The organism is Mesorhizobium sp. M0040 (assembly GCF_040323505.1).
In the GTDB taxonomy this organism is placed as follows: Bacteria; Pseudomonadota; Alphaproteobacteria; order Rhizobiales; family Rhizobiaceae; genus Mesorhizobium.
Window position 1 is genome coordinate 318,169 of the sequence record NZ_JAMYVA010000001.1, and the last position, 25,896, is coordinate 344,064.

General features: G+C 64.5%; 24 protein-coding genes and 1 pseudogene. 15 read left to right on the forward strand and 10 right to left on the reverse strand.

Features of this window, described 5'->3' with window-relative positions:
• Position 1: 1 nt before the first annotated feature.
• Together NKJ91_RS01505 and NKJ91_RS01510 are read left to right on the forward strand one after the other, a co-directional pair.
• A complete protein-coding gene (locus NKJ91_RS01505) occupies positions 2-586 on the forward strand; it encodes an SDR family oxidoreductase (protein WP_023675525.1) in 585 nt (194 codons plus the stop codon).
• A complete protein-coding gene (locus NKJ91_RS01510; RefSeq protein ID WP_023675526.1) occupies positions 570-1,469 on the forward strand; it encodes an aldose 1-epimerase in 900 nt (299 codons plus the stop codon). The genes NKJ91_RS01505 and NKJ91_RS01510 overlap by 17 nt, the downstream gene beginning before the upstream one ends.
• On the opposite strand, the gene NKJ91_RS01515 is transcribed toward NKJ91_RS01510, so the two are convergent.
• From NKJ91_RS01515 to NKJ91_RS01530, 4 genes are all read right to left on the reverse strand, one after another.
• Positions 1,466-2,227 carry an SDR family NAD(P)-dependent oxidoreductase gene (locus tag NKJ91_RS01515; protein WP_023675527.1) on the reverse strand — a complete coding sequence of 254 codons (762 nt, stop codon included), beginning with the start codon at positions 2,225-2,227 and terminating at the stop codon, positions 1,466-1,468. The two genes, NKJ91_RS01510 and NKJ91_RS01515, sit on opposite strands and share 4 nt — an antisense overlap.
• Positions 2,224-3,783, reverse strand: coding sequence for a sugar ABC transporter ATP-binding protein (locus NKJ91_RS01520; protein WP_352454162.1), 1,560 nt, complete (start codon positions 3,781-3,783; stop codon positions 2,224-2,226). The genes NKJ91_RS01515 and NKJ91_RS01520 overlap by 4 nt, the downstream gene beginning before the upstream one ends.
• A gap of 56 nt (positions 3,784-3,839) precedes the next feature.
• Complete coding sequence (locus NKJ91_RS01525; RefSeq protein ID WP_023675529.1) at positions 3,840-4,814, reverse strand: sugar ABC transporter substrate-binding protein; 975 nt, start codon at positions 4,812-4,814, stop codon at positions 3,840-3,842.
• Between the two features lie 64 nt (positions 4,815-4,878).
• Positions 4,879-5,889 carry an ABC transporter permease gene (locus NKJ91_RS01530; protein WP_352454163.1) on the reverse strand — a complete coding sequence of 337 codons (1,011 nt, stop codon included), beginning with the start codon at positions 5,887-5,889 and terminating at the stop codon, positions 4,879-4,881.
• Between the two features lie 245 nt (positions 5,890-6,134).
• On the opposite strand from NKJ91_RS01530, the gene NKJ91_RS01535 reads away from it, so the two are divergent.
• On the forward strand, positions 6,135-7,169 hold the full coding sequence (locus NKJ91_RS01535; protein WP_031211416.1) for a LacI family DNA-binding transcriptional regulator: 1,035 nt from the start codon (positions 6,135-6,137) through the stop codon (positions 7,167-7,169).
• Here the strand turns inward: NKJ91_RS01535 and NKJ91_RS01540 are convergent, their stop codons facing one another.
• The 5 genes and pseudogenes from NKJ91_RS01540 to NKJ91_RS01560 form a co-directional block, all read right to left on the reverse strand.
• Entirely contained in the window at positions 7,170-8,018 is an 849-nt protein-coding gene (locus NKJ91_RS01540; RefSeq protein WP_352454164.1) for a mandelate racemase/muconate lactonizing enzyme family protein, read from the reverse strand.
• A gap of 65 nt (positions 8,019-8,083) precedes the next feature.
• Positions 8,084-8,443 (reverse strand): annotated as a pseudogene (locus NKJ91_RS01545) (hypothetical protein); the annotation flags it as partial.
• A complete protein-coding gene (locus NKJ91_RS01550; RefSeq protein WP_502903545.1) occupies positions 8,362-9,336 on the reverse strand; it encodes a transketolase family protein in 975 nt (324 codons plus the stop codon). The pseudogene NKJ91_RS01545 and the gene NKJ91_RS01550, both read right to left, overlap by 82 nt.
• Before the next feature lie 11 nt (positions 9,337-9,347).
• The gene (locus NKJ91_RS01555) at positions 9,348-10,196 is read right to left on the reverse strand and encodes a transketolase (RefSeq protein ID WP_023675534.1); all 849 of its coding nucleotides are present in this window, start codon (positions 10,194-10,196) and stop codon (positions 9,348-9,350) included.
• A gap of 4 nt (positions 10,197-10,200) precedes the next feature.
• On the reverse strand, positions 10,201-10,995 hold the full coding sequence (locus tag NKJ91_RS01560) for an SDR family NAD(P)-dependent oxidoreductase (RefSeq protein ID WP_023675535.1): 795 nt from the start codon (positions 10,993-10,995) through the stop codon (positions 10,201-10,203).
• 118 nt (positions 10,996-11,113) lie between these two features.
• Between NKJ91_RS01560 and NKJ91_RS01565 the strand changes: the two genes are divergently transcribed.
• From NKJ91_RS01565 to NKJ91_RS01615, 11 genes are all read left to right on the forward strand, one after another.
• Positions 11,114-12,334, forward strand: a complete 1,221-nt coding sequence (locus tag NKJ91_RS01565; RefSeq protein ID WP_352454166.1) for a mandelate racemase/muconate lactonizing enzyme family protein — start codon at positions 11,114-11,116, stop codon at positions 12,332-12,334.
• Between the two features lie 131 nt (positions 12,335-12,465).
• Positions 12,466-14,865, forward strand: a complete 2,400-nt coding sequence (locus NKJ91_RS01570; RefSeq protein WP_352454167.1) for a thiamine pyrophosphate-dependent enzyme — start codon at positions 12,466-12,468, stop codon at positions 14,863-14,865.
• A 33-nt stretch (positions 14,866-14,898) separates the two neighbouring features.
• Positions 14,899-15,909, forward strand: coding sequence for a C-terminal binding protein (locus tag NKJ91_RS01575; protein WP_023675538.1), 1,011 nt, complete (start codon positions 14,899-14,901; stop codon positions 15,907-15,909).
• Positions 15,906-16,622 carry an E3 binding domain-containing protein gene (locus NKJ91_RS01580; protein WP_023675539.1) on the forward strand — a complete coding sequence of 239 codons (717 nt, stop codon included), beginning with the start codon at positions 15,906-15,908 and terminating at the stop codon, positions 16,620-16,622. Before NKJ91_RS01575 ends, NKJ91_RS01580 begins: the two co-directional genes overlap by 4 nt.
• A 139-nt stretch (positions 16,623-16,761) precedes the next feature.
• Positions 16,762-17,532, forward strand: coding sequence for a GntR family transcriptional regulator (locus NKJ91_RS01585; RefSeq protein ID WP_023675540.1), 771 nt, complete (start codon positions 16,762-16,764; stop codon positions 17,530-17,532).
• A 316-nt stretch (positions 17,533-17,848) separates the two neighbouring features.
• Complete coding sequence (locus NKJ91_RS01590; RefSeq protein ID WP_352454168.1) at positions 17,849-18,913, forward strand: sugar ABC transporter substrate-binding protein; 1,065 nt, start codon at positions 17,849-17,851, stop codon at positions 18,911-18,913.
• Positions 18,914-19,079: 166 nt separating this feature from the next.
• The gene (locus tag NKJ91_RS01595) at positions 19,080-20,147 is read left to right on the forward strand and encodes a substrate-binding domain-containing protein (RefSeq protein WP_023675542.1); all 1,068 of its coding nucleotides are present in this window, start codon (positions 19,080-19,082) and stop codon (positions 20,145-20,147) included.
• Between the two features lie 67 nt (positions 20,148-20,214).
• Complete coding sequence (locus tag NKJ91_RS01600) at positions 20,215-21,717, forward strand: sugar ABC transporter ATP-binding protein (RefSeq protein ID WP_031211418.1); 1,503 nt, start codon at positions 20,215-20,217, stop codon at positions 21,715-21,717.
• A 57-nt stretch (positions 21,718-21,774) separates the two neighbouring features.
• A complete protein-coding gene (locus NKJ91_RS01605; RefSeq protein ID WP_245274641.1) occupies positions 21,775-22,752 on the forward strand; it encodes an ABC transporter permease in 978 nt (325 codons plus the stop codon).
• Positions 22,749-23,717, forward strand: a complete 969-nt coding sequence (locus NKJ91_RS01610; RefSeq protein ID WP_023675545.1) for an ABC transporter permease — start codon at positions 22,749-22,751, stop codon at positions 23,715-23,717. The genes NKJ91_RS01605 and NKJ91_RS01610 overlap by 4 nt, the downstream gene beginning before the upstream one ends.
• Positions 23,718-23,719: 2 nt before the next feature.
• Entirely contained in the window at positions 23,720-24,601 is an 882-nt protein-coding gene (locus tag NKJ91_RS01615; RefSeq protein WP_352454169.1) for an SMP-30/gluconolactonase/LRE family protein, read from the forward strand.
• A 10-nt stretch (positions 24,602-24,611) separates the two neighbouring features.
• Here NKJ91_RS01615 and NKJ91_RS01620 read toward each other — a convergent pair whose 3' ends face one another.
• Positions 24,612-25,307 carry an ABC transporter permease family protein gene (locus NKJ91_RS01620; protein ID WP_352454188.1) on the reverse strand — a complete coding sequence of 232 codons (696 nt, stop codon included), beginning with the start codon at positions 25,305-25,307 and terminating at the stop codon, positions 24,612-24,614.
• Between NKJ91_RS01620 and NKJ91_RS01625 the strand changes: the two genes are divergently transcribed.
• Entirely contained in the window at positions 25,197-25,757 is a 561-nt protein-coding gene (locus NKJ91_RS01625) for a LysR substrate-binding domain-containing protein (protein ID WP_198023537.1), read from the forward strand. The genes NKJ91_RS01620 and NKJ91_RS01625 overlap by 111 nt on opposite strands.
• Positions 25,758-25,896: the final 139 nt, after the last annotated feature.

The following is a 25,896-nucleotide window of genomic DNA, read 5'->3' on the forward strand; positions in this document are numbered from 1 at the left end:
CATGGAAATCGATCTCGAGGGCACTGCTTACGCACTCGATGGCGACACAAATCCGGTGGCCGAGGCCGCACTTGCCGCGTTGCAGGCCAATGGCGGCCATCTGGTCGAGGGTTCCCATGCACGGGCCGCCGATATCCTGCTGATCTCCTGCGCGTTGTGGCCAGGAACGGCGACGCGCGATCCGCGGTCTCACTACGCCGATGCGCGCAAGGCTGCCGTGACCATGACCGAGCACGGCAGCGGACGCATTGTCTTCCTGCTCTCGGCGACCGCCGGCATGCCGATGCGCCGCCATCCGCGCTTTTCCATGGAGAACGCCTCGATCCTCGCAGGCATGCGCACGCTGGCCATGGAGTTCGGCCCGAAGGTGCTGGTCAATGCCGTCGGCGTCGGCGCGGTCGAAGATGAAACCATGGTTTCCGGCGACAAAGCGATGCTCAGCCACACACCGGCCGGCCGCTCAGGCAGCATCGAGGAAGCGGTTGCGGCCGTGCTGTTCTTCTGCGATCCGCTCAACACCTACACGACGGGCCAGATGCTGAGCGTAGACGGTGGATGGACGGCAGGCTATGGGCGCAATTTCTGAATGGGTGAACATCGGATCGGGAGCGCTCGAAGTCGCCCTGGTGCCGCAGATCGGTGGCTCCGTGAGTTCGCTACGCTGGCGCGGCATCGACCTCATGCGCCGGCTCTCGGACGAGGAACGCGAGGCCGGCAATGTGCTTGGCATCGCCATGTTCCCGATGACGCCCTATGCCAACCGCATCGCCGGAAATGCCTTTGAGTTCGGGGGAAAAAGCTGGCTGGTGCAGCCCAACAATCCGCCCGAAAAATTCAACGTCCATGGCAGTGGCTGGCAACACGCCTGGACCGTCACCGAGGCCGGAACCGCCGACGCAAGGCTCTCGCTGGACATCAATGCCGGAGCCGACCTTCATTCCTACCGCGCGACGCAGACTTTCGGGGTCTCCGATGAGGGCCTGCGCGTGACCATGACACTGACCAACACCGGGGCGATCTCCCTGCCGTTCGGTTTTGGCCTGCATCCCTGGTTCGATCGCGACCCAGACGTGACATTGCAGTTCAGGGCCAGGCGCTTCTACCTTGAAGAGCCCGATGGTATTTCGGGCGATCCGATCACGCTGCCACCCGAACTCGATTTTACCGCCGCGCGGCCCTTGCCGGATGGCTGGCGCAACAATGACTATGGCGGCTGGGGCGGTGAAGCGACAATCCACTTTCCGACGCGCGGCGCGGGACTGCGCATCAAGGGTGATGCGGTTTTCAAGCACCTGATGCTCTATGCCGATCCCACCAAACCATATTTCTGCGTCGAGCCGCAGACCAACGCCTCGGGCGCCTTCAACCGGGGCCGATGGGATGATCCGGAAGAAGGCGTGATTGTGCTCGCCACAGGTGAAAGTGCTGTCGGCACGGTTACGTTCACGCCCTTCGCGCTCAAGACCTAGAGCAGCCGCGCCAGCAGGCCGCCATCCACTTGCATGGCGCTGCCGGTGACGAAGGACGAGGCATCCGAAACCAGGAAGCCGATTGCGGTGGCAATCTCGGAGGGATTGGCGATGCGCGCGATCCTGTTGGGCTCGAACGACAGCCCCAGTGCTTCGGCACCGCCGGCCGCTTCCAACCCGTCCAGCGTCATCCGGGTGGCGACCGAGCCGACCAGGACGGCGTTGACGCGGATACGGTCGACGGCATAGTCGAGCGCCATCTGGCGCGACAGGCCGACAACCGCCGCCTTCGTCGCGGCATAGGCGGGCACGCCGGGAACCGTGGCATCGGCATGAACGGAGGCGATGTTGACGACCGAGCCGCCGCCGGCCGCGCGCAGCAGCGGCAAGGTGGCGCGGCAGACGCGGAAAATGGCCGTCAGATTGACGGCTATGGTTTTCTCCCAATCCTCGTCGGAAACCTCTTCCAGCCGCTTGCCGGTGGGATAGATGCCGGCGCAGTTGACGACCGCGTCGAGCCCGCCGAACCGTGCATTGACTGCCGACACGGCAGCCTGGACGTCGGCCTCACGGGTGAGATCGCTCTCGCGGAAGATCAATTGGCTTTCGGCGTAGCGGCTGGCGAGCACTTTTCCTTCCTCGCCATCCAGCCCGGCGCCAAAGACCTTGGCGCCCTCGGCGGCGAGGTACTCGGCCGTCGCGCGACCGATGCCGGTCGCAGCGCCGGTGACGAAAACGCGTTTGCCGGCGAACATCATGACGAAACCTGTGCAGCCAGGGCATGGCGCTCGGCTTGCGCCGCCGTTACCGACCACAAGACACGATCCTCGCCACCCTCGCCTCGGCCGAATTCGTCGACGATGCGGCCGTCGGCAACGACGAGACAGCGGTCGCAAAGGCCGATCAGTTCCTCGATCTCGGAAGCCACGATGAGCAAGCCCACGCCTTTCTCGGCAAGTTCGACGACAAGCCGGTAGATTTCGTGCCGGGTTGCCGCATCGACGCCCTTGGTCGGCTCATCGAGCAGCAGCACTTTCGGCGCCCGCATCAGCACGCGGGCAAACAGCAGCTTCTGCTGGTTGCCGCCCGACAGATGGGTGACCGAAGCCTGCGGCGATGACGCCTTGACGTTGAGCGCGCTCATGGCGGCGAGGATGGAACTGCGCTCCAGCCGGCCACGCACCATGCCGTGCCGCGACAAGGGCGCGAGATTGCCGATGGTGATGTTCGCGCCGACCGGCAGGTTGAACAGCAGGCCATCACGCTTGCGGTCTTCGGTCAGCAGTGCAATGCCAGCCGCGCGAGCATCCCTGGGCGATCTGATCGATACGGTCCGGCCAGTGACTCGGATTTCGCCATCGGCGGGAACGCGGCCATAGATGCCGTGCAGGATCTCGCTGCGGCCGGAGCCCAGTAGCCCAGCCAGCCCAACGATCTCGCCCGCCGCCACGGAGAGGTTGATATCCCTGGCGCCATGCACCGCGCCGCTGTGGCCGGCGACCGTGAGATGACGAACGTCCAGCGCTGTCGGCGCGCCGACGGGTGCTGAATGTTCGGGAAACAGCCGCTGCAGCCTTTGCCCCGACATCGAGAAGATGAAGGTCTCGGCGTCAAAGTCCTCGCGCGCGATCCGCACCGCCACCTGCCCGTCGCGCAAGACAGTGGCGCGGTCGCAGATGGCCAGCACCTCGGGCAGGCGATGGGTGATGTAGATCATAGCCACGCCTTGCGCCTTCAGGCGGCGCAGCACGCTGAACAGCGCGTCGACCTCGGTGCCGGAGAGCGAGGCTGTCGGCTCGTCCAGCATCAGCACGCGCGGCTTCTGTACGATGGCACGGGCAATTATCACCAGATGGCGCTGCGCCGAGGTCAGCGACGCGACATAGGCCCTGGGATTGATGTCGATGCCGAGGTCGGCAAAGATTTCCCCGGCACGCTGCTCGAGCTGGCGCTGGTGAACCAGCATGCCGTCGCCCAGACCGGTGCGGCCGGCAAAGACGTTCTCGGCGACCGAAAGCTGTTCGAGCACCTCGATTTCCTGCGGCACGTAGCCGACACCGTTCGATCGCGCATCGGCCGGCGAGGCAAAACTGACGGGCCGGCCGTCGAGCTGGATCGTGCCGGTGTAGGAACCGGCCGGATGCACGCCGTTGAGGATCTTGACCAGCGTCGACTTGCCGGCGCCGTTCTGACCGAGCAGGGCGTGAATCTCGCCGGTAACGACATCGAAATCGACGCCGCGCAGTGCCTGCACGCCGCCAAAATTCTTGGCGATGGCGGTGGCCGAAAACAGCGGCTCTTGGGTGGTCGACACGGCGATCCTCTCTGGATGTTGCCGGGCCCGCCAGATGCAGACCCGGCAGCAGGGTGTTACTGGCCGGCGCTGTCCAGCATTTTGTAATAGGGATCGAGGTCGGCAGCGGTGATCACCTTGGCCGGCAACGGATTGCTGTAGGGCACGGTCTTGCCCTGGGCGAGATCACCCAGCAGTTCGGCAACCTTGGCGCTCTCTTCATAGAGCGGCTGCGCGACGATGCCGTAGGCGGCACCCGACTTCACCAGATCGAGATTCTGCCTGATATAGTCCATGCCGATGATGACGACATCGCGTCCGGCCTTGCGGGCAGCGCCCGACCAGGTCTGGATGCTGTTGCCGGTGGTGCCGAAGGCGGCGGTCACATCAGGATTGCCCTGCAGGATGGCTACCGCTTTTGCCTCGGCCGCCGACGGCTCAAAGCCCTCCATCTGCGTGTCGAGCACCTTGATGCTGGGGTATTTCGCCGCGATGGTCTTGCGGAAGGCGTCCGACATGGCGTTCTCGGTATCGTTGGAGGCGCCTTGCGTCAGCGCAACCGTGCCCCTGCCGCCGAGCTTGTCGCCAATCGCGATCGCGGCATTGGCGCCGACCTCGGCGATGTCTTCGCCGGTCGCCGCCTTGAGGCCATTGACGGTGCCTTCCGGCGGCAGGACATGCCAGGTGACGATCGGGAAACCCTCCTTGGCAAGCTTGGTGATGTAGGAATAGATCGCCGGATCCACGCCATAGACGCCGATGGCATCGTATTTGGTGCGGGCAAGGGCGGCCTCGGCGAGCGGCAGCGTTGCGGGGATGTCCCAGTTGGTGGCGCTCGGGTCGCCGACGACCTCGCAGGTGTAGCCGAGCTCCTTGCACTTGTTGAGGAAACCGGCCTGCATCAGCCGGTGCACGGGATGATCCTTCATCGCCTGCACCCAGAGCAGGTGGATGTCCGCCGCCTGGGCAATGCTCGCTAAACCGAGCGAAGTGGCTACTGCCGCCGCGCCAAGCGCGCTGCGGATCAGTCCGTTCTTCAGATTTATTCTCATGTCGTACCTCCCTTGGTTCTCCGGCATTTTTTGCCGGCTCAATGTCCACTTCCCCGCGGTTTGCTCAGGCTCCGGCGATGAAGTAGCGGCGGCGCACGATGTCGAGGCCGACGGCCATGACCATGATCACGCCGACCGCGATCTGCTGCCAGTTGGAGTTGACGCCGATGACGACGAGGCCGCTCTGCACAATTTTCAGCAAAAGAATGCCGACAACGCCGCCGGCCACTGTGCCGGCGCCGCCGAAGAGGCTGACGCCGCCGACCACGACACCGGCGATGACCGTCAGTTCCCAGCCGCTGCCGATCGAGGTGCCGCCGCTGCCGAGATCGGCCATGACGAACATGCCGGCGATCGCCGACAGCGCGCCGACGACAATGAAGGCGCCGATCTTGTAGGCATTGGTGTTGATGCCGACGAGGTGCGCCACTTCCTGGTTGCCGCCGGTGGCATACATGTTGCGCCCGAGCACGGTGCGCCGCAGGACGAAGTCGGCGACGACGGCCGCAATGACGAAGAAGGCAAAGCTCCAGCCGAGACCGAAGGCGAGGTCGGTGCCGCCGATCGTGTTGATCGCCTCCGGTAGCGGGTAGACCGGATAGCCGCCGGTCACCACCTGGATCAGGCCCTGGCCGATGAACAGCATGCCGAGCGTCTGGATGAAGGCGGGAATGCCGAGCCTGACGACAATCAGGCCGTTCAGCAGCCCGATCAGAGCTCCGACGCCGATGCCGCCGAGAATGCCGACCGTCACCGGCAGGGCGGCCGCGGTCATCAGCTTGGCAGCGACCACGGCGGAGAGACCAGCCACCGAGCCGACCGACAGGTCGAACTCGCCGGTAACCAGCAGGATGGTCTGGCCGATGGCAATGATGCCGACAAAGGAGACGACGTTGAGAATGGCGCGGATATTGCGCTCCGACAGGAACGCTGGTTCGAGCAGCCAGAAGAACGCGATCAGCAGGGCCATCGCTGCCAGCACGCCGACTTCGCCGACGGCAATGAAGCCGATCAGTCGCCGCCGAAACAATTGCGCGTTCCGCGGCGGCGAGCTCACCTCAGCCACGCTGTTCATCCTGACCTCCCTTGCGGCGCCTGTTGCCGGCTCTTGCGACCGGCGCCACGCGCCCACGCCGATCTTGCCGCGCTCCTCTCGCCCATTAAGATTATAATATTATAACTTGTCAATGATGAAATTCCCTGATGGTGCATAGCTGGGTCCATCGCTGGAAAGCGTCCGCCGCAACCGCTATGAATGGCGTTTGTGGCGTGACCCGGAGAACATTGCTTTGGCGGGTCGCGCTCTCTTGGAGCATGCTGATGACCGACAGGCCGGACGGCCCGGGCGAGAAAAAGTCGCGGCGCCTTGGCGTCCGCGAGATCGCCAAGCGCGTCGGCGTCGCGCCGATGACCGTGTCGCGGGCGCTGTCCAATCCCGATATGGTCTCGCCGGAGACGCGCGCCAAGGTGCTGCAGGCCATCGAGCAGGCCGGCTTCGTACCCAACCGGCTGGCGTCCAGCATGCGCGGCAACGGCCGCATGATCGGCACGGTGGTGCCGCCGCTGATCAATTCGGGCATCGCCGAGCAAGTGCAGGGCATGTCCGACGAATGCCACGAGAGCGGCTATTCGATGCTCCTGGTGCAGGGCGAGTTCACGCAGGAGGCAGAGGAGAAATCGATCCGCACCCTGCTTGGCTGGCGCCCGGTCGGCATGATCCTGCAAAGCTTCGTGCAAAGCGACACGGCCCGTGCGCTTCTCAAGAGCAGCGGCGCACCAGTGGTCGAAATCTCGGAGATCAAGGGCCGCAAGCCGATCGACATGGTGGTCGGCGTGTCCAACTTCGAGACCGCCTACGCCATGACCATGCATCTGGCGGCCAAGGGCTACAAGCGCATCGGCTTCGTCTCGACGCCGATCCATGGCAATGATCGCCTGCAGCAGCGCCGCACCGGCTATCATGCCGCGCTCACCGAACTCGGCATCAAGAACCATGCCGACATGGAGGTCGAGGTGCCGATCACCCCGCAAGGCGGCGCCGAGGCGCTGGTGACGTTGACGTCGAGGCACAAGGACATCGACGCCATCTTCTTCTCCAGCGACACGCTGGCCGTCGGCGCCGTGCAGGAATGCCACCGCCGCCACTGGGCGGTGCCGGGCAGGATCGCCATCGCCGGCTATGGCGACATGGATCTCGCGGCCCAACTCTATCCGCCGCTGACCACCGTGAAGGTTAATCGCTACGAGATGGGCCGGCGCGCCGTGCGGCAATTGCTGGCAAGGCTCGGCGGCGACACCAAGGTGCCGACCATCACCAGCCTCGGCTTCGAGATCGTCGACCGCGAGAGCGCTTGATCAGGACGGCTGTTTCTTTGCCGTGTCGTCTCGCCGCCCGAGGCGCTTTTCCCAGCCCTCGGCATGGACATTGATATAGGCGTCGGGATCGTAGGGGTGATGCTTGATCACATCGATGTTGAGATCGATGCCGAGCCCCGGCGCGTGCGGCAGCGACAGGTGGCCGTTGTCCGGATTGATGGTCGGATGCCAGGTCGCGAGGTCGCGCGTCCACGGGTCGTTGAAGGCGTCGAAATGCTCCTGAATGAGGAAATTCGGCACCGCGGCGGCCAGTTGCAGGCACACCGCCGTCGCCACCGGTCCGCCGCTCTGATGCGGCGCGATATGGCTGCCATGGGCAAGCGCTAGGTTGGCCACCTGCATCGACGCCGCAATGCCGCCCAGCGACATCGGCTCGGGCTGGAAGATGTTGACGCCGCCGCCCGCCGCCAGCGTGTAGAACTGGCCGACCGTGTCGTACATCTCGCCGGTCGCCACCGGAATCGGCGAGCGATGCGCCACTTCGTGCACGGTTTCCTGCCGGTCGCGCGAGGTCGGCTCCTCCCACCAGTAGATATCGAGGTCGGCGAACTTTTGCGCCGCCTGCAGGGCGGCGATCTCGGTGAAGCGGGCATGGACGTCGATCAGGATCAGCGTGTCCTTGGGCAGTTCGTCACGCAATTTTCGGCAGATCGCGTAGGACAGGTCCAGCTCCTCGCGCGAAATGAAACCTTGCGCGGTGCCGAACGGGTCGAGCTTGAACGCCTTGAAGCCCTTGGCCAGCACCGCCGTGGCGGCCTCGAGGAAAGCCTCTGGCGTACGCTCGGTGCGATACCAGCCATTGGCGTAGCCGAGCACGCTGTCGCGCACTTGCCGCCGAGCAACTGATGGATCGGCACGCCGAGGGTCTTGCCCAGTATGTCCCAGCAGGCGACCTCGATCGCGGCGATCACCGTGCGGTGGATGTGGCCGCCGTCGAGCGAAACGCTGTCCAGCAGGCGCTTGGCCAACGCGTTGATGCGGCGCGGATCCTGGCCGATGGCGAGATGCTTGAGTTCATGCACGCCGGCTTCGGTTGTCTTGATGAAGCCGTTCAGCGTGCCTTCGCCGACGCCATGGATGCCCTTGTCGGTATGCACTTTGACGAACAGCCAGTTCTTCCAGCCGGCGCCAACAGCGAAGGTCTCGATCTCGGTGATCTTCATGCGAAACTCTAGCTCAAACCAGTGATTGTCGCGATGACGGCCTCGGTCGTCAGGCCGTATTTCGCTTGCAGGGTCGGCACCGCGCCGCATTCGATGTAGCGGTCGGGAAGGCCGATGCGTGTCACTTTCTTCGCAATGCCGGCATCGAACAAGGTCTCGACGACCAGGCTGGCCAGACCACCGACGACAACATGATTTTCCGCCGTGACGATATGGCCGGCATTAGCCGCGAATTTGATCACCGCTTCGGCGTCGAACGGTTTGATGGTCGGCACATGCAACACGCCGGCGGCGATGCCCTGTCTGCGCAAAGCGTCCGCCGCGTCCAGTGCCCGCTCGGTCATGAAGCCGGTCGAAATGAAGCCGACATCCGAACCGTCGCGAAGCCGCCGCGCCTTGCCGATCTCGAAGCGGTAACCCGGCTCGAACACGACAGGCACGCTGCCGCGCAGCAGCCGCATGTAGACCGGGCCCTGATGCTTGGCGATCGCCTCGGTCGCCGCCTCGATCTCGGTCGCGTCGCAGGGATCGATGATGGTGAGGCTGGGGATCATGCGCATCAGCGCCAGGTCCTCGATCGCCTGATGCGTGCCGCCATAGCCTGTCGTCAGACCCGGCAGGCCGGCGACGATCTTGACGTTGAGGTTGGAGTGGGCAAGCGCGATGGCGACGAAATCATAGGCGCGCCGCGTCGCGAACACGCCATAGGTGGTGGCGAACGGCACCTTGCCGGTGCGCGCCAGTCCGGCGGCGACGGCGACCAGATTCTGCTCGGCCATGCCGACATTGAAGAAGCGGTCTGGAAAGGCATCGCGGAACGGCAATATGTCGGTGTATTTGCCGAGATCGGCGGTCAGCCCGACAATGTCTGGATGGCTCTGGCCAAGACGGGCCAGCGCGCGGCCGAACGGTGCCTCAACGCTCTGCCGGCCGTCGCCAACGTCTTCGTCCTGGCCCATGGCCGGCGTGCGGCCAGCCTCCATCGCCGTGCCGCTCACTGGCCCGCTCCCACGCTGTTCTCGAACTCGGCGATGATGCCGTCCCATTGCCCCACGTCGATGCGGAAGAAGTGCGATTTCTCGCTGCTCTCGATGCGCGGCACGCCCTTGCCGGGCAGTGTGCGCAGCACGATCGCCTTCGGCTTGCCGTTGCGCTGACGTGCACCGGTCAGCGCGCCGACTATCGCCGTCATGTCGTTGCCGTCGATCTCTGATGTTTCCCAGCCGAAGGCGCGCCATTTGTCGGCGACAGGTTCCATGTCGAGCACGACAGGCCCGTCGGCCTGGATCCCGTTGCAGTCGATCAGCGCCACCAGCCCGTCGAGCTTGAAATGGCTGGCCGACATTGCCGCTTCCCAGGTTGAGCCTTCCTGCATCTCGCCGTCGGACAGCTCGACGAAGACGCGCGCGTCGGAGCGGTCGACGCGCAGTCCGAGCGCCTGGCCGACACCTTGTCCCAGCCCATGGCCAAGCGAGCCGCCGATCATTTCGACCCCGGGCGTGGTGTCGAGCGTCGACATCACCAGCCGGCTTTTGTCGGCGCCATAGGTGACCAGCTCCTCGATCGGAATGATGCCGGCCTCGGCCAGCGCCGCCCACAGCGCGATGGAATAGTGACCGGTCGACAACAGGAAACGGTCGCGCTCGGGCCACGCCAGATTGTGCGGGTCGTAGCGCAACTCATGGAAATACAGCGCTGCGAGCGCATCGGCGATGCCGAGGCCCTGGCCGATATAGCCTTGGCCCTGGCCGTGCGCCATGGTCAGCATGTGGCGGCGCAGCCGCGTTGCCTTGCGTTCGAGCGCGCCGACATCGGCGGTACCGGGAGGGGAGTTGCGCAGCATCTGGTCAGTCCTTGTCGAGCCCGCCCGACATGTTGAGCCGCTCGGCGGTCATGTACTTGGGCGAATCGAGGCAGAGCCAGACGACAGCCTCCGCGACCTCGGAAATCTCGGCGCGGCGGCCGAGCGGGATGCGGCGCGTGCGCTCGTCGAGAAAGGCCTGCAGGTCGTCGCGGCCGTTGGCGCGGGCAAGATCGGTCTCCGTCGAGCGCTGCATCTCGGTGTCCATCATGCCCGGCGCCAGGCTGTTGACAAGCACGCCATAGGGCGCCAGCGCCACCGCAGCGGCGCGGGTGATAGAATCGACGCCGGCCTTGCTGGCGGTGTAGGCGGTGTAGTCCGGCAGCGCCATGCGCGAGCCCGGCGAGGTGATGTTGACGATGCGCCCCGAACGCTGCTCGCGCATCACCCGGCCCGCCGCCTTGCAGGCCATGGCAAGTGCGGTGACATTGAGCGCCAGCGTGCGGTTCCAGGCCTTGAAGGTGGCATCGAGGAACGGCTCGATGACGCCATAGCCGGCATTGTTGACGAGGATGTCGATGCCGCCCCAGCGTGCGACCACTTTTTCCACCGCCGCTTCCGGCGCACCTTCCCTGGTGAAATCGCCTGTTATGGCCTCGGTTTCCGCACCGATATCCCTGATTTGTCGGGCGGTTTCGGCCAATCCTTCGCCATTGATGTCGGCAATTGCGACAGCACAGCCGCGCCGGGCCAACTGGATCGCCACTTCGCGGCCGAGGCCGCCGGCGGCCCCGGTGACCAGCGCCCTCGGTCGCGTGGTATCGTGAATTTCGGCAGGCAAGCGAGCACCCTCCCGGTGGCCATCTTGACGGGATTGATACCGGTACCATAAATGGCTGTCAACGGGGATGTGCTATTGTCCGCCGGCCGTGCGGTTGGTCGGCAATGGGGAGGAAAAGATGAAAGTCGTTGCGCTCGAAACGCTGCAGCTGGCGGAGTTCCCGTTCCTGTTCTGGCTGCGCGTCCACACCGATGCCGGCCTCATCGGCACCGGCGAGACTTTCTGGGCGCCGGGTCCGGTCGCCTCCTATATCCACGACAATGTCGCCGCCTATCTCCTCGGCAAGGATCCGCGCGACATCGAGCTGCATGACCGCACGCTGGGCAGCGTCTATGTCGGCGCGCGCGATTCCGGCGCCGAAGTGCGCGGCAATTCCGCCGTCAACATCGCGCTGTGGGATATCTATGGCCAGGCGCTCGGCGAGCCGGTCTGGCGGCTGCTTGGCGGCCGTACCCACAAGACCGTGCCGATCTACAACACCTGCGCCGGCTACAAGCATGTCCGCGCCACAAGGAAGAACGCGCTGTTCGAACGTGGCGAAGACTGGTCGCTTAAGGCTGGCGACTCGAACGAAGGCCCATATGAGGATTTGCTCGCCTGGCGCTACAATGCCGGTGACCTCGCCAAGAGCCTGAAATCGGAAGGCATCGGCGCGATGAAGATATGGCCGTTCGACATCGCCGCCGAGGCCTCGAACGGCACCCGCATTTCGCTTGCCGACCTCGACAAGGCGCTGGAGCCCTTCCAGAAAATCCGCGACGCCGTCGGCCGCGACATGGAGATCATGGTCGAGCTGCACGGGTTGTGGACCTTGCCGCCAGTGCTGCGCATCGCCGAGGCGTTGAAGCCCTATGACGTCGCCTGGCTGGAGGAGCCCATCCGTTACAACGAGCTTGACGCCATGGCCGAGCTTGTCCGCCACACCTCCATTCCGATCGCCGCCAGCGAGCGGCTGGCCTCGCGGCAGATGTTCAAGCAATTGATCGACAAGCGCGCCGCTTCGGTCATCATGATCGATCTTGCCTGGTGCGGCGGGCTCTCGGAAGCGCGCAAGATCGCCAACTTGGCCGAGGCCAGCGAACTGCCGGTGACACTGCACGACTGCACCGGGCCGATCGTCTATGCCGCCAGTTGCGCGCTCTCGGCGACTTTGCCGAACGTCAACTACCAGGAAGCGGTGCGCGCCTATTTCACCGGCTGGTACACCGAGATTGTCGCCGACATTCCGCAGGTCAGCAATGGCCATGTCGCGCCGCTCGAAGGGCCGGGGCTTGGCCCCAGCCTGCGGCCGGAGCTGTTCCAGCGGCCTGACGCGACGGTGCGCGTCACCAAAAGCTAGCCGTCATCAGGCTCTTTTCGGAGCCAGTAGACATTATGCTATTATAATCTATGATGGACCGAAGCGAGTGACCGACAAGCTCGCCGCCGGCGCTTTGCCGCCCGGCACCGGACGGATTCAGGGAGGCTTTGGTGGCAATTTCTGCGGCGCGCGCACGCGAGGATTCCAGGGGTGCGCCAAACCTCCCCGACCGGAAAATCCTGCTCGACCTGTTCGAACGCATGGTGCTGTTGCGCCGCTTCGAAAGCATTGCCCAGATCGCTTGCCGCAAGGGCGAGACCCCTGGCTTCCTGCATCTCTATATCGGCGAGGAGGCGACCGGTGTCGGCGTCTGCGCGCATCTGCGCCCGACCGACTGGGTCACCTCAACCCATCGTGGCCACGGCCATGCGCTGGCCAAGGGCGCCAACCCCGGCCGGGTGATGGCCGAGCTGTTCGGCAAGGCCGATGGCATTTGCGGCGGCCGCGGCGGCACCATGCATCTCTACGACCGCTCTGTAGGCCTGTTCGGCACCAATGGCATCGTCGCCGCCGGCATCGGTCATGCCGTCGGCATCGGCATGAGCGCGCGCCAGCAAGGGCGCGACGACATTGGCGTCGCCTTCTTCGGTGACGGCGCCGCCAATCATGGCGGCTTCCACGAGGCACTCAACTTCGCCGCCGTGCAGCGGGCGCCCGCGGTCTTCGTCTGCGAGAACAACCTCTACGCCACGGCGACGCCGCTCAACTCCGTCACCCTCAATCCCGAAATCGCCACCAAGGCCGCCTCCTACGGCATGCCCGGCGTCGCGGTGGACGGCAACGACGTCTTCGCCGTCTGGCTGGCGATGAAGGAAGCCACCGAGCGCGCCCGCGCCGGCAAGGGTCCGACGCTGATCGAGGCCAAGACCTATCGCACCGTCGGTCATCATGAGGGTGATCCGGTTATCGGCACCTACCGGACGCAGGAAGAACTCGACGCCTGGATCAAGCGCGATCCGATCGACATGTTTCGCAAGCGGCTGATCGAGGACTATGGCATCGCCGATGCTGAGGCATTGGCGACGATCGAAAGCCGGATCGAGAAGGTGGTCGAGGAGGCGCTGGCCTTCGCCCGCAACTCGCCCGAGCCCGATCCGGCGACCGTGCGCCTGCATGTCTTTGCCGACCCAATCAACCCGCCGGCCGCCTTGCAGCCGCGCGCCGTCGGCGAGACGCGCACGCAAGGCTGGCTCGAGGCGGTGCGCGACGGCATTGCCGAGGAAATGCGTGCCAATCCGGCGATCCTCTATTTCGGCGAAGGCACCGGCGAACGCGGCGGCAGCTTCGCGCACACCAGGAACCTCTGGCAGGAGTTCGGCGCCGAGCGGATGGTCGACACGCCGATTTCCGAACAGGGCTTTACCGCCGCCGCCGTCGGCGCCTCGGCCACCGGTGCGCGAACCGTCTCGGACCTGATGTTTGCCGACTTCGCCTTCGAGACCGCCGGGCAGATTTTCCTGCAGGCAGCGAAGCTGCGCTACATGACGAGCGGCCTGATGAGCGCGCCGATGGTGGTGCGCGTCGGCGCCGGCGCTTTGCGCAGTTCCGGTCCGCATCACAGCGGCATCTATCACCCCATCTTCGCCCACATGCCGGGCCTCATCGTTTGCGTGCCCTCGACCCCGGCCGATGCCAAGGGGCTGATGAAGACCGCGCTGCGGGCCGGCGATCCGGTCATCATGCTCGAGCCCAAGGCGCTGTTCGCCTCCAAGGGCGAGGTGCCGGTCGGCGAGCATTATGTGCCCTTCGGCGTCGCGCGCATCGCGCGGGCCGGCACCGACATCACCATTGTAGCCGCCGGCCAGATGGTGCAACGCGCGCTGGAGGCGGCGCAGGCGCTGGCCACTGAGGGCATCGAAGCCGAAGTGATCGATCCGCGCACCATCATGCCGCTCGACATCGAGACAATCGTCGCCAGCGTGCGTAAGACTCATCGGCTGCTCATCGTCGATGAAGCCTGGGCGATGTGCGGCCTTGGCGGCGAGATCGCGCAAGCGATCAACGAACTCGCCTTCGACGAACTCGACGCCCCGCCCGGGAGGTTGCACACCGCGCCGACCTCGCATCCCTTCGCACCCGTGCTGGAGCGCGCCATGTTGGTCGACACGGCGCGCATCGTCCAGGGCGTGCGCGACGTCATCGCGGGCAAGCCGCCGGTACCGGATCACTGGTACACGGTCGGCCTGAAAAGTGCTGCGTCGGCTAATCCCGTGCCTGTTCCGGCCAAGCCGCAACCCGCCACGCCGGCGCCAACGACTGCACCTGCCGTCAGCGACGACGAGCCGATAACCATGCCGTTCGGCGATCTCACCGTCAGCGAAGGCACGGTCGTCAAATGGCTGAAGGCGGTCGGCGATGCGATCAAGGAGGGCGAACTGATCGCCGAGATCGAGACCGACAAGGCGGTGGTCGAGATCGAGGCGCCGATCAGCGGCACGCTTGCCGCGATCGACCAGCCGGTCGGCGCGGTCGTGCCGATGGGCGGCCGCATCGGTGGCATCAAGAAATAATCATTTGTTCCCAATGAAATCCGAAGGGCAAGCATGAAGATCCTGTGCGCCAACTGGCAAGCCGCCGACGAAGCCGAACTCGAGCGTGAGCACTATCCTGACATCGAGCACATCCTCGCCAGATCGACCAACGACAAGGCCGCCAGTCTCGATCCGGCTGTCTGCGAGACGGTCGATGCCGTCATCAACTATTCGCCGACCCACAATGTCGCCGCCGCCCCGTCAGCGTTTCCCAAAGCACGAATCGCCGTGCGCTCCGGCGTCGGCTTCGACAACATCGATACGTCAGGCTGGGGCGCACGCAGGATTCCGGCCTGCAATGTGCCGGACTACGGAACCACCGAAGTCGCCGACCACGCCATCGGCCTGATGCTGGCGCTGACGCGCGGTACATCAGCCTATGGCGCAGAGCTTTCCGGCAATGGCGCCGAGGGCTGGCATTTCTCCAAGGCGCCGCTTGTGCGTCGGCACAAGGGCGCCACCTTCGGCGTTGTCGGTCTTGGTCGCATTGGGCTGGCCACCGCCCGCCGCGCCGCAGCCTTCGACATGAAGGTGGTGTTCTACGATCCGCATCTTCTGTCCGGCGTCGATCTGTCGACCGGTTACGAGCGGGTTCATTCGCCGGCCGAACTGATGGGGCGAGCGGATGTGGTCAGCGTCCACACCCCGTTGAGCGAGGAAACCCGCAAGCTGCTTGGCGCGGCCGCCTTCGCCGCCGCCAAGCCTGGGCTTGTCCTCATCAACACGGCGCGCGGCCCGATCGTCGATCTCGACGCGCTGGAAGCGGCAATGCGCGAGGGCACCGTCGCCGGCGCCGGACTGGACGTGCTGCCGAACGAGCCCGGTGACCTCGACCATCCGCTGCTGGCGGCGTGGCGCCGCCGCGAGCCGTGGATCGCCAACCGGCTGGCCGTCACCCCGCACGCGGCCTTCTACAGCCCGGCGTCGATGCGCGACCTCAGGCTGAAATCGATCGAGGTCGTGCACGCCTATATCGCCGAGGGCCGGCTCACCAACTGCGTCAATGCGGAGTATCTCAAATGAACATGGCGGTGGCGCAGTCCCCGCGGCTGGCTGTTTCACCCTATGCACGCCGCCTGGCGCGCGAGCGCGCTCTTCCGCTCGAAGCCCTTCGCGGCAGCGGTCCCGGCGGGCGCATCCTGGCAGCCGACGTGCTGGGCTTCGTTCCGGTCGCCGCGCCCGTAAATCTGCCTGACATCGTCGCCCCTTCTGTTGCCGTTCCCCGCATTGCCGCTTTTGCGGCGTCGGTCGCGCTGACCGCGCTCCGAGACCTGCTGGCCGCGCTGGAGAGCACGGGGAGAGCGTTCGACCTCGACGACGTGCTGTTGCGCGCGGCGGGTCGTGTATGCGGTGAGGTCCCGGATGTCGCCAAGGCCGCCGACGCGCCGGTGGCGCTTGAACTGGCAGACCGTCAGGCGGTGTTTGCAACCGTCCCTGAGATGCCCCTGACGTCGCTGTATGCAACGCGGCTTGCAGCCCTGGCCGACAACCGCGACGACGCGGAAATGCCGGCGCTGCTTTCGATCCGCCTGCTGCTCGCGAGCGACATCCGGCCGCTGATGCTGCCGCTGTTGCCGGGCCGCGCCATGCGTCTGGCTGTCTCGGTCAGCGCCGCAGGTGACCATGCCGAATGCCTGCTTGTCACAGACGCGGCAAGCGTTGACGAGATCACCGCCGCCGCGTGGCTCGCCGCCTTCAAATCGGCGATCGAACACCCGCTCAGGCTCTTCGTCTGAGGCGGTTGATGGTCATCGGCGTTGGTGTTTGGCTTTATGTATATCGTTATCCCAAAACCGGAGCCACTTTTGGGCGACATGCATAGCCTCGGGCGAAAGAAGCTATTATAAAAGCTTCGGCACAGGCGCGACGAGGCTCATGGACAACTCCGTTCCCACCATCGACAGTCTTCCCCGGCGCACGCTCGGCCGCTCGAACGGGCCGCTCTATCGCCAGCTAGCCGACATATTGCGCGAGCCGATCGGCAACGGCACCTTCCCCGTCGGCGGCGAACTGCCGAAGGAGGCGACCATTGCCGAGCATTTCGGCGTCAGCCTGATCACCGTGCGTCAAGCCTTGCGCGATCTCGAGGCCGACGGGCTGATCCGGAAGCGGTCGGCGAAACCGGCGGTGGTCATGGCGCGCAACCCGTCCGTCAATCTGAGCTGGAAATTCAAAAATTTTGCCGACATGGCGGCCTTCACCAAGGACGCGCAGTTGACGGTGAAATCCTATCGCAAGGAGGTTTCGCCCGTGCTCCAGCGCCATTTCGGCATGGGCAAGGACGAGGCGGGCTACTGCCTGCGCGGCATCCTGTCGGTGGGTGAGCAGAAGAAGGCTCAGATCACCAGCTATTTCCCGCCAACTGTCGGAGCGAAGCTGAAGCGGGACGATTTTTCCGACGTGCTGATCTTTCGTTCGGTGCAACGGCATCTCGGCCTTCGGCTGGACGTCGCGCATGTCACGGTCCGCGCCGAGATCGCCGATGAGGTCATCGCGGACGACCTCGGCATCGCGCTGGGCAGTGCGGTGCTGAGTGTGGAGATGCTCTACCAGTCGGCTGACCAGCAGAGCATCGAGTTCACCATCGCGCGGCATCCGGCCGATCTCTTCAGCATCAGCTACGACGCGCCGAACGATCTGGCCTGAACCCCGAACGATCTGGCCTGAACCCCGATCGGCGCCACCGTCGTGCGGATTTCCCTATCGCGCCCATGGACAGTTTTATAAAATTATAATAGCATCATAGCTAGGATGAAGGCCGCGCCGAAAACCACGATCGAACGTGGGTGCGCGACCCCGTCCGATGTCGAGCACTCGCCTGGTGCATGTCCGAACGTGCGCAGCGGTTCCGGGATAACGGCATGCACAAAACAAAGTCTGTCCATAAGGGGGTGTGCCTGGAAGGCACATGAAAGGCGGCGGCGTTCGCGCGGCTGACACCAAACACGGGAGGAGGAAAATCATGAAAGCAGGCGCATTCTTCGCCGGCCTTGCGGTGATCGCGACGACTTTGCTGTCGATCGATACCGTGCCGGCCAACGCACAGGACAAGAAGCCCTACACCATATATCTGTCCAACAATTTCGTCGGCAACGACTGGCGCCAGCAGATGCTGCGCAGCGCCGAGATCGCGGTCAAGAAGCCGCCGCTCGCCGGTCGCGTCGACCTCAAGGTCGAGGTGGTCGAGACCACGGTCCAGGCGCAGATCAATTCCCTCAACAACATCATTCGCAACAAGCCCGACGCCATCGTGATCGACGCGGGCTCCGGCGAAGCGCTCAACCCGACGATCGAGAAGGCCTGCAAGGCCGGCATCGTGGTCATCGCCTTCGACCAGATCGTCAGCGCGCCCTGCGCTTACACGATGGAGTCCGACTGGGGCCGCGCACCGCGCGTGGAGGCCGAATGGCTGGTCAAGAAACTCGGCGGCAAGGGCAAGATCCTCGTTGATCGCGGGCTTGCCAGTGCTCCGATCTCGGCCCAGCTGCAGGGTGGTTTCGAGGAAGTCATCAAGAAATATCCCGGCATTGAAGTGGTCGGCTATTTCAACGGCGACTATGCACTGGGACCGGAGCAGGCCGGCGTCGCCAGCCTGCTGGCGGCGCACCCGCAAGTCGACGCCATCTTCGTCCAGGGCTACGGCGCCGGAGCGATCAAGGCGCTACAGGATGCCGGTCGTCCGATCGTTCCCATCACCGGCAGTCCGTTCAACCTGACGACGACGACCTGTGCGCAGACCCAGGGCGCCCAGTGCATCCTTGCACCCAACCCTGCCTATCTGTCGGCCGAGGCCTTGAAGCTCGCGGTGGAGATACTGGACGGCAATAAGCCGGCGGAGAAAAAGATCCTGCTGCGCAACGCCTTCCTCACCACCGATCCGGTCCCGTCGGGATTGTATACCGCCGCGACCATGCAGAAGATAGAGGTCGGCAAGAATGCCTTTCCGGACATGGCGCCGGGCCTGTTTCTTCCCGTCAGCCCGGACTGGGTTGAAATCACCCCGGCCGAGGCCGCCGGCTCGAAATGACGATGCCTGCCGATCGGTGACGAAATGGTCGCCTCCAGGCCTCTCCAATGCGCCTTCGCTTAAATTGACAAGGCGCATTGGTACCGGTATCAATTTACACGCAGCACCCACCAAGATGGCGAAGTCCGTCACCGGCTGATGCAGGAAACACGAAGGAGGAGAGATCATGAAACTGAAGACATTTTGCGGGGGATTGGCAGCTCTTGCCATGGCCGCAATCTCGGTGAACACAGCGCCGAGCCACGCCGAGAACAAGAAGCCCTACACCATCTATCTCTCGAATAATTTCGTCGGCAATGACTGGCGCCAGCAGATGGAGCGTGTCGCCACCGTTTCGGTGAACAAGGGGCCGCTGAAGGGCCGCGTCGACCTCAAGATCGAGAATGTCGAGAACACCGTCCAGGCGCAGATCAATTCGCTGAACAACATCATCCGCCAGAAGCCGGACGCCATCCTTGTCGATGCCGGTTCGGACTCGGCCTTGAATCCGACCATCAAGAAGGCCTGCGACGCCGGTATCGTCGTCATCAGCTTCGACCAGGTGGTGACCGAACCGTGCGCATTTGCCGTCGCGTCCGACTGGGATCGCATTCCCTCGGTGATGGCCGAGTGGATGGCTACGCAGCTTGGCGGCAAGGGCAACATCATCCTCGACCGTGGCCTCGCCGGCGCGCCGATCTCGGCACAGTTGCAGCAAGGCTATGAGAAGGTGTTGGCCAAATATCCCGACATCAAGGTCGTCGGTTACTACAACGGCAACTATGCACTCGGTCCGGAACAGTCGGGTGTCGCGGCCCTGCTTGCCGCCAATCCGAAGATCGACGGCATCATGACGCAAGGCTATGGCTCCGGCGCTATCCAGGCGCTGAAGGATGCCGGCCGCCCGATCGTCCCGGTCGTCGGCTTCTCCTACAATGTCGCGGCCGTCACTTGCGCGCAGACGCAAGGCGCCAAGTGCATCCTTGGTTCCAACCCGGCCTATCTTTCCTCGGAAGCGATCAAGCTCGCGGTCGACATTCTCGACACCGGCAAGAAGCCGGCCGAGCGCTCGGTTTCGGTCAAGGGTGATTTCGTCACCACCGATCCCTTCGAGTCCAAGCTGTATCCTGGCACCAAGATGATCAAGATCGCGATTGGCGAAAATGCCTTCCCGGACCAGGCGCCCGGCCTGACGCTGCCGATCACGCCGGACTGGGTCGAGATCACCGCTGCGGAAGCGGCCGGTACCAAGTAACATCTTCTGACCACGACCCGTCTCCCGGCATCGCAAGATGTCGGGAGAGCTTCTCGAAGGCGCAAGCATGGACCTTGTCACCGTCAACGGCCTGTCCAAACGCTATGGCGGCATCGTCGCGCTGAGTGAGGCGACATTCAGCGCCCGTGCCGGCGAAGTGCACGCGCTGCTCGGTGAGAACGGCGCGGGCAAAAGCACCTTCATTCAGATCCTGTCGGGCGCCGTGCAGCACGACGGCGGCTCGATCCTGGTCGATGGCCAGGACTATCGCCCGGCCAATCCGGATGCCGCGCAGGTGCGCGGCATTGCCGCTGTGTTCCAGGAACTGTCGCTGATCCCCGATCTCAGCGTCGAGCAGAACATCTGGTTCCGCCACGAACCGCGTACGCTGCTGCGCACCGTCAATCGCGCAGAGATGCGCCGCAAGACGCTGGCGCTGCTCGAAAAATACAATTTTCCAGTATTGCGCCCGGACCAGGAATTGCGGCGGCTGACACTGGCCGAACGGCAGATCGTCGAGATCGCCAAGGGACTGGCCAAGGACCCGCGCATCCTGATCCTCGACGAGGCGACCTCGGCGCTGCCCGCGCGGGAGGCGGAGTGGTTGCTCAAGCTTACTCGGCAGCTCGCCGCCGAGGGCAGGCTGGTCATCTTCATCTCGCACCGCATGGCCGAGGTGCGCGCCATCGCCGACCGGCTGACCATCTTCCGCAATGGCAGCACCATTGCCGTGCATGAAGCCAACGCCGTCTCCGACAACGAGATCGTCACCCAGATGATCGGCCGGCACCTCGACCGGCTCTACCCCGAGCGTATTGCCACCGCGACCGATCGCATCGCGCTGAGCGTCAAGAATTTTTCGAGCGGCAGCCGGCTCTCCGGCGTCGACTTTGCGCTGCGCGAGGGCGAGGTGCTCGGCGTCGGCGGCCTGCAGGGCCATGGCCAGCGCGAGCTGTTCCAGGCGCTGTTCGGCGCCAGCAAGGCGAGCGGTACCATCGAGCTCTGGGGCAAGCCGGTTTCGATCGCCAATCCGCGCCAGGCCCTGATCGGCAAGGATGGTATCGCATTGGTGCCGGAGGATCGGCGCGGGCAGGGGCTGCTTCTGACCAAGAGTGTGCGCGAGAACCTGACCCTGTCCGTTATCAGGCGTTTCACCGAAAATGGCTTGCTCAGCCGGCAAAAGGAAGCGGCTCTGGTCAAGGAAATGGTCGACTTCCTGCGCATCAAGGCCGGCACGCCGGAACAGCTTGCCGGCACTTTGTCCGGCGGCAACCAGCAGAAGGTGATCTTCGGCAAGATGCTGCTCACGCAAGCGCGCGTGCTGCTGCTCTACGATCCGACGCGCGGCGTCGATGTCGGCACCAAGGGCGAGATCTTCCAGCTGATGCGCGACCTCGCGGCCAAGGGCTATGCAATCCTGTTCCATTCGAGCGACATGCCGGAGCTCGTTCATGTCGCCGACCGCGTGCTGGTGATGCGCAACGGCGGTGTTGCCGCGACGTTGGAGGGCGACCGCATTTCGGAGGCGGGCATTTTGCGCGCCGCGATGCTTGAAAGCGAGGCGGCCTGAGGCATGGTGATGGCGATCGCGGAGCAACCTGTGGAAATGGCGCAAAGGCCCGCAGAAATGAAATCCGCCAAGCCGGGTATCGACTGGCGCGGCCGCCTGCTCGATCGCGCGCCGTTCCTCGTCGCATGCCTGATGCTGGCCTTGATCGTCGCCATCTATGGCAGCCTGCAATCCGGCGTCTTTTCGCTGGATGAGCTGAACCTGGACACGGCGGCGGCATTGACGCTGATGCTGGCGGCGACCGGCCAGACCATCGTGCTGGTGCGCGGCGGCATTGATCTGTCGATCGGCGGCATGATCAGCCTCGGTACGGTGATCGCGGCAACGCGCTTCACCGACGACCCCTCGACCACCGCCCTTTGGGCGTTGGCCATCCTCGCGCTCGGCTTCCTGATCGGCGCGCTCAATGGTTTGCTGATCTCGCTGCTCAAGCTACAGCCCTTCCTGGTGACGCTCGCCACATGGTCGATCCTCAACGGCGTCGCCATGATTATCCTGCCGACCGATGGCGGCAGTGTGCCAGGCTGGTGGGTCAGCTTCGGCTACGCGCAACTGTTTGGCCTGACCAGCCCGGTCTGGATGCTGCTGGCACTGCTGCTGTTCTGGTGGTGGTTCCGCGCTACCCTCGTCGGCATCACCATCCAGGCGACAGGCTCCAACGAAAAGTCGGCCTTCCTGTCGGGCGTATCGATCACCCGCGTCAACGTCATCACCTATGGCCTCTCCGGCCTGTTCGCGGCGGGGGCGGCACTGTTTCTGACGACGCAGACCGGTGCCGGGTCGCCAACCATCGGTAAGGACTACATCCTGCCTTCGGTGGCGGCGGCGGTCATCGGCGGCGTCAGCCTGTTCGGCGGCCGCGGCCATCTCGCCGGCACGCTGATCGGCGCCTTCGTGCTCACCCTGATCGGCAATCTGGTCTTCGTCCTGCATGTGTCGAGCTACTGGCAGCCGGTGGCTTCCGGCGTCATCCTGCTGCTCTCGGTGCTGGCCAGTTCCGTCGCCGAGAAAGCCGCAAGGGGCCGTGTCCAATGAGCGCCTTCCTCGCCCGCAACCGGCTCATCGTGCTTGCCTATGCCGGCATGGTCGTGCTGCTCCTGGTCACGGCGCTGTTCTCGCCGGGCTTCCTGTCGGTCTCCAACATGCGCTCCACCGTCGTGCTGGCCGCCTTCGTCGGCATCGTCGCGCTCGGCCAGACCTTCGTCATCATCGGCGGCGGCATCGACCTGTCGGTGCCATGGGTGCTCAATTCGGCGGCAATTGTCATGGCGTTGCTGTGCGGCGGCCAGGACCTGCCGCTGGTCTGGGTCATGCCGCTGCTGCTCGCCGGCGGCGCCTTCATCGGGCTGATCAACGGCGTCGGCGTCGCCCAGTTCGGCGTGCCGCCAATCATCATGACACTGGCCACCAACGTCATCCTGCAAGGCTTGATCCTGGTGCTGACCGGCGGTTCGCCGACGCCTTCGGCGCCGGCCTTGATCCAATACCTTTCGGTAGGTCGCATCGGCGCCTTCCCGGTCATCGCGCTGATCTGGCTTGCGCTGACGCTGGTGGCGACGCTGCTGCTCTCCAAGGCAGCGTTCGGCCGCCATCTCTATGCGCTCGGCACCAGCGCCACCGTCGCAGAATTCTCCGGTGTGCCAACGGCGCGCACCACCATCCTGACCTATGTGATTTCCGGCCTCACCGCCGCCTTCGCCGGTATGTTGCTCACCGGCTATTCCGGCCAGGCCTATCTCGGCATGGGCGACGCCTATCTGTTCACCTCGATCGCGGCGGTCGCCATCGGCGGCGCCTCGATCCTCGGCGGCAGCGGCCACTATCTCGGCACCGTCGCCGGCGCCATGGTGCTCACCATCCTCACCGGCCTGTTGCCGGCGCTGAACCTGTCGAGCGGTGCGCTGCTCATCGTCTATGGCGCGGTGATCCTGCTCACCGTATCGATCGGCAGCGAGACCTTCGCCGGTCTCGGCGGCAAGATGCGCAGAAAGGAGAGCTGACCATGGTCGAAATCACCTGTGTCGTCGATGCTAGGGCCGAGCTCGGCGAAGGCACGCTCTGGGACCCGAAGGCCGGCGTGCTGTGGTGGATCGACATCTGGAAGAAGCTGATCCATCGCTACGATCCATCGAACGGCAAGGACGAGGTCTTCGAGACGCCGGAATATCTCGGCTGCCTTGGCCTGCGCGAGAAGGGCGGCCTGGTGCTGACCATGACAAACGGCTTCCATTTCTTCGACCCGGCAACCGGCAAGTTCGAGGCGATCGTCGACCCGGAAGCACATATGCCGAAGACCCGCTTCAACGACGGCAAGCCGGACCGCCAGGGCCGTTTCTGGTCGGGTTCGATGTTCGAGGTACCGGGCCAGCCGATCGAATTCATCGGCGCGCTCTACCGGCTCGATCCAGACCTTTCGGTCCACAAGATGATCGACGGCATCGGCTGCTCCAACGGGCTGGCCTGGAGCCCGGATTCAAAGACCATGTATTTCTCCGACAGCCATGCCGGCGCGGTGTGGGCCTATGATTTCGATGCCGCCACCGGCGAGATCGAGAACCGGCGTACCTTCATCGACATGACGGTGACCGGCGGCGTCGCCGACGGCGCCACCGTCGATGCGGAAGGCTGCTACTGGGTGACGATCCCGGTGACCGGCAAGGTCTGTCGCTACGATCCGGACGGCGAGCTGATGCAGACCGTGCTGCTGCCGACCGACCTGCCGACCTGCTGCGAGTTCGGTGGCAAGGACCTCGACATCCTCTACGTCACCTCGGCCGTGCTCCGGCGTCCGGCCAGTCACTTCGTCCGCCAGAAGAATCCGGGCGGACTGTTCGCGCTCGACGTCGGCGTCAAGGGCCTGACCTTGCCAGCGTTCAACGGCTGACCCGCTTTGGCTAAACAGCCGGCATGACCAGCGGTGTCTCGACTTTGCGTATCCAGATAGCCTGCATAGAGCGATAGCGGCCAGCACAGCGCGAAGTAGATGATCGACACCGTGCCGAACGCCACGACCGGCTGAAAGTCACGGTGTTGACCTGTGTGGCGGCGCCGGCAAGCTCGGTCAGGCCGATCAGCGAGGCGATGGATCTCGTCTTGACGATCTGCACCATGAAGCCGACGGTCGGTGGCAGCATCAGCCGCACCGCTTGCGGGACGATCACCAGCCGCAACGTGCGCGTGAAGCGAAAACCGAGCGCCGTGGCTGCTTCCCACTGGGCTTTGGGCGGAAGATTTCGCCGAAGAACTACAAGCAGCTTGAGGCGTTCCGGGCTGTGATGGAGGCGGGAACCGTGACCGGCGCAAGTGAGCTTTTGCATATCGCCTAGCCATCGGTCAGCGCGCACATCTCCAACCTTGAACACGCGTTGAAGATTCAGCTGTTCATACGGCGTGCGGGTCGCCTGGTCCCAACCGCAGAAGCGATGCTGCTCAACGAGGAGGTTGGCCAGATCGTCAAGGGTATGCCTCGGATTCGCCGCTTGGCGGACGACATTACCCAGCTCGAGGCCGGCGGCCTCGCCATCGGCGTCTATCCAGCTCTTGCAAGTATCGTCCTGCCGCGTTTTCTCAGGGATTTTGCCGGCCGCCATCCGAAGGCTCGGATGGGCATTTTGCCCAACGCCTCACCGAGGATTGCCGAATTGACCGCTGGACGGCAGATTGACGTTGGCCTCATCCAGGCGCCGGTGGTCGACACCGCGATCAGCTGCGATCTGATCTTCGAAGCCGAATGCGTCTGTGTGGCGCCGCTCGACCATGCCTTTGCCAACGAAGCTGTCATCGACCCACCCCACCTCGCAGAGCAGGCATTCATCGCCTTGGGACGAGACGATCGTACCAGGCAGGATATTGACCGCGCGCTCGTCGATGCGGGCATTTCCATCGACTGCCGTTTTGAAACCCCTTTCGCCGACACAGCTTGCGCGCTCGTCGCACAAGGCCTGGGAGTTTCGATCGTCGATCCGTTTTCTGCAGCCCGGTGGGAAGGCCAACTTGCCATCCACCTTTCGCTGCTCGACTTCCCTGTCACATCTACATGACACGCAACCGCACGCAGGTGTCGACGATGCTGCAGCAGGTATTCGAGCGGGAATTCCGAACCGCCCTTGAGGACAACCTAAGTGGTAATGTGAGGCTGTTTTAGCAGAAGCGAGGCGACGCCTGGGTCGGCTAGCGACA

Coding starts and splice junctions, on each gene's coding strand:
- NKJ91_RS01505 (WP_023675525.1), top strand. CDS start 2: ATGGAAATCGATCTCGAGGGCACTGCTTACGCACTCGATGGCGACACA.
- NKJ91_RS01510 (WP_023675526.1), top strand. CDS start 570: ATGGGCGCAATTTCTGAATGGGTGAACATCGGATCGGGAGCGCTCGAA.
- NKJ91_RS01515 (WP_023675527.1), bottom strand. CDS start 2,227: ATGATGTTCGCCGGCAAACGCGTTTTCGTCACCGGCGCTGCGACCGGC.
- NKJ91_RS01525 (WP_023675529.1), bottom strand. CDS start 4,814: ATGAGAATAAATCTGAAGAACGGACTGATCCGCAGCGCGCTTGGCGCG.
- NKJ91_RS01530 (WP_352454163.1), bottom strand. CDS start 5,889: ATGAACAGCGTGGCTGAGGTGAGCTCGCCGCCGCGGAACGCGCAATTG.
- NKJ91_RS01535 (WP_031211416.1), top strand. CDS start 6,135: ATGACCGACAGGCCGGACGGCCCGGGCGAGAAAAAGTCGCGGCGCCTT.
- NKJ91_RS01550 (WP_502903545.1), bottom strand. CDS start 9,336: ATGGAGGCTGGCCGCACGCCGGCCATGGGCCAGGACGAAGACGTTGGC.
- NKJ91_RS01555 (WP_023675534.1), bottom strand. CDS start 10,196: ATGCTGCGCAACTCCCCTCCCGGTACCGCCGATGTCGGCGCGCTCGAA.
- NKJ91_RS01565 (WP_352454166.1), top strand. CDS start 11,114: ATGAAAGTCGTTGCGCTCGAAACGCTGCAGCTGGCGGAGTTCCCGTTC.
- NKJ91_RS01575 (WP_023675538.1), top strand. CDS start 14,899: ATGAAGATCCTGTGCGCCAACTGGCAAGCCGCCGACGAAGCCGAACTC.
- NKJ91_RS01580 (WP_023675539.1), top strand. CDS start 15,906: ATGAACATGGCGGTGGCGCAGTCCCCGCGGCTGGCTGTTTCACCCTAT.
- NKJ91_RS01585 (WP_023675540.1), top strand. CDS start 16,762: ATGGACAACTCCGTTCCCACCATCGACAGTCTTCCCCGGCGCACGCTC.
- NKJ91_RS01590 (WP_352454168.1), top strand. CDS start 17,849: ATGAAAGCAGGCGCATTCTTCGCCGGCCTTGCGGTGATCGCGACGACT.
- NKJ91_RS01595 (WP_023675542.1), top strand. CDS start 19,080: ATGAAACTGAAGACATTTTGCGGGGGATTGGCAGCTCTTGCCATGGCC.
- NKJ91_RS01600 (WP_031211418.1), top strand. CDS start 20,215: ATGGACCTTGTCACCGTCAACGGCCTGTCCAAACGCTATGGCGGCATC.
- NKJ91_RS01605 (WP_245274641.1), top strand. CDS start 21,775: ATGAAATCCGCCAAGCCGGGTATCGACTGGCGCGGCCGCCTGCTCGAT.
- NKJ91_RS01610 (WP_023675545.1), top strand. CDS start 22,749: ATGAGCGCCTTCCTCGCCCGCAACCGGCTCATCGTGCTTGCCTATGCC.
- NKJ91_RS01615 (WP_352454169.1), top strand. CDS start 23,720: ATGGTCGAAATCACCTGTGTCGTCGATGCTAGGGCCGAGCTCGGCGAA.
- NKJ91_RS01620 (WP_352454188.1), bottom strand. CDS start 25,307: ATGGCGGCCGGCAAAATCCCTGAGAAAACGCGGCAGGACGATACTTGC.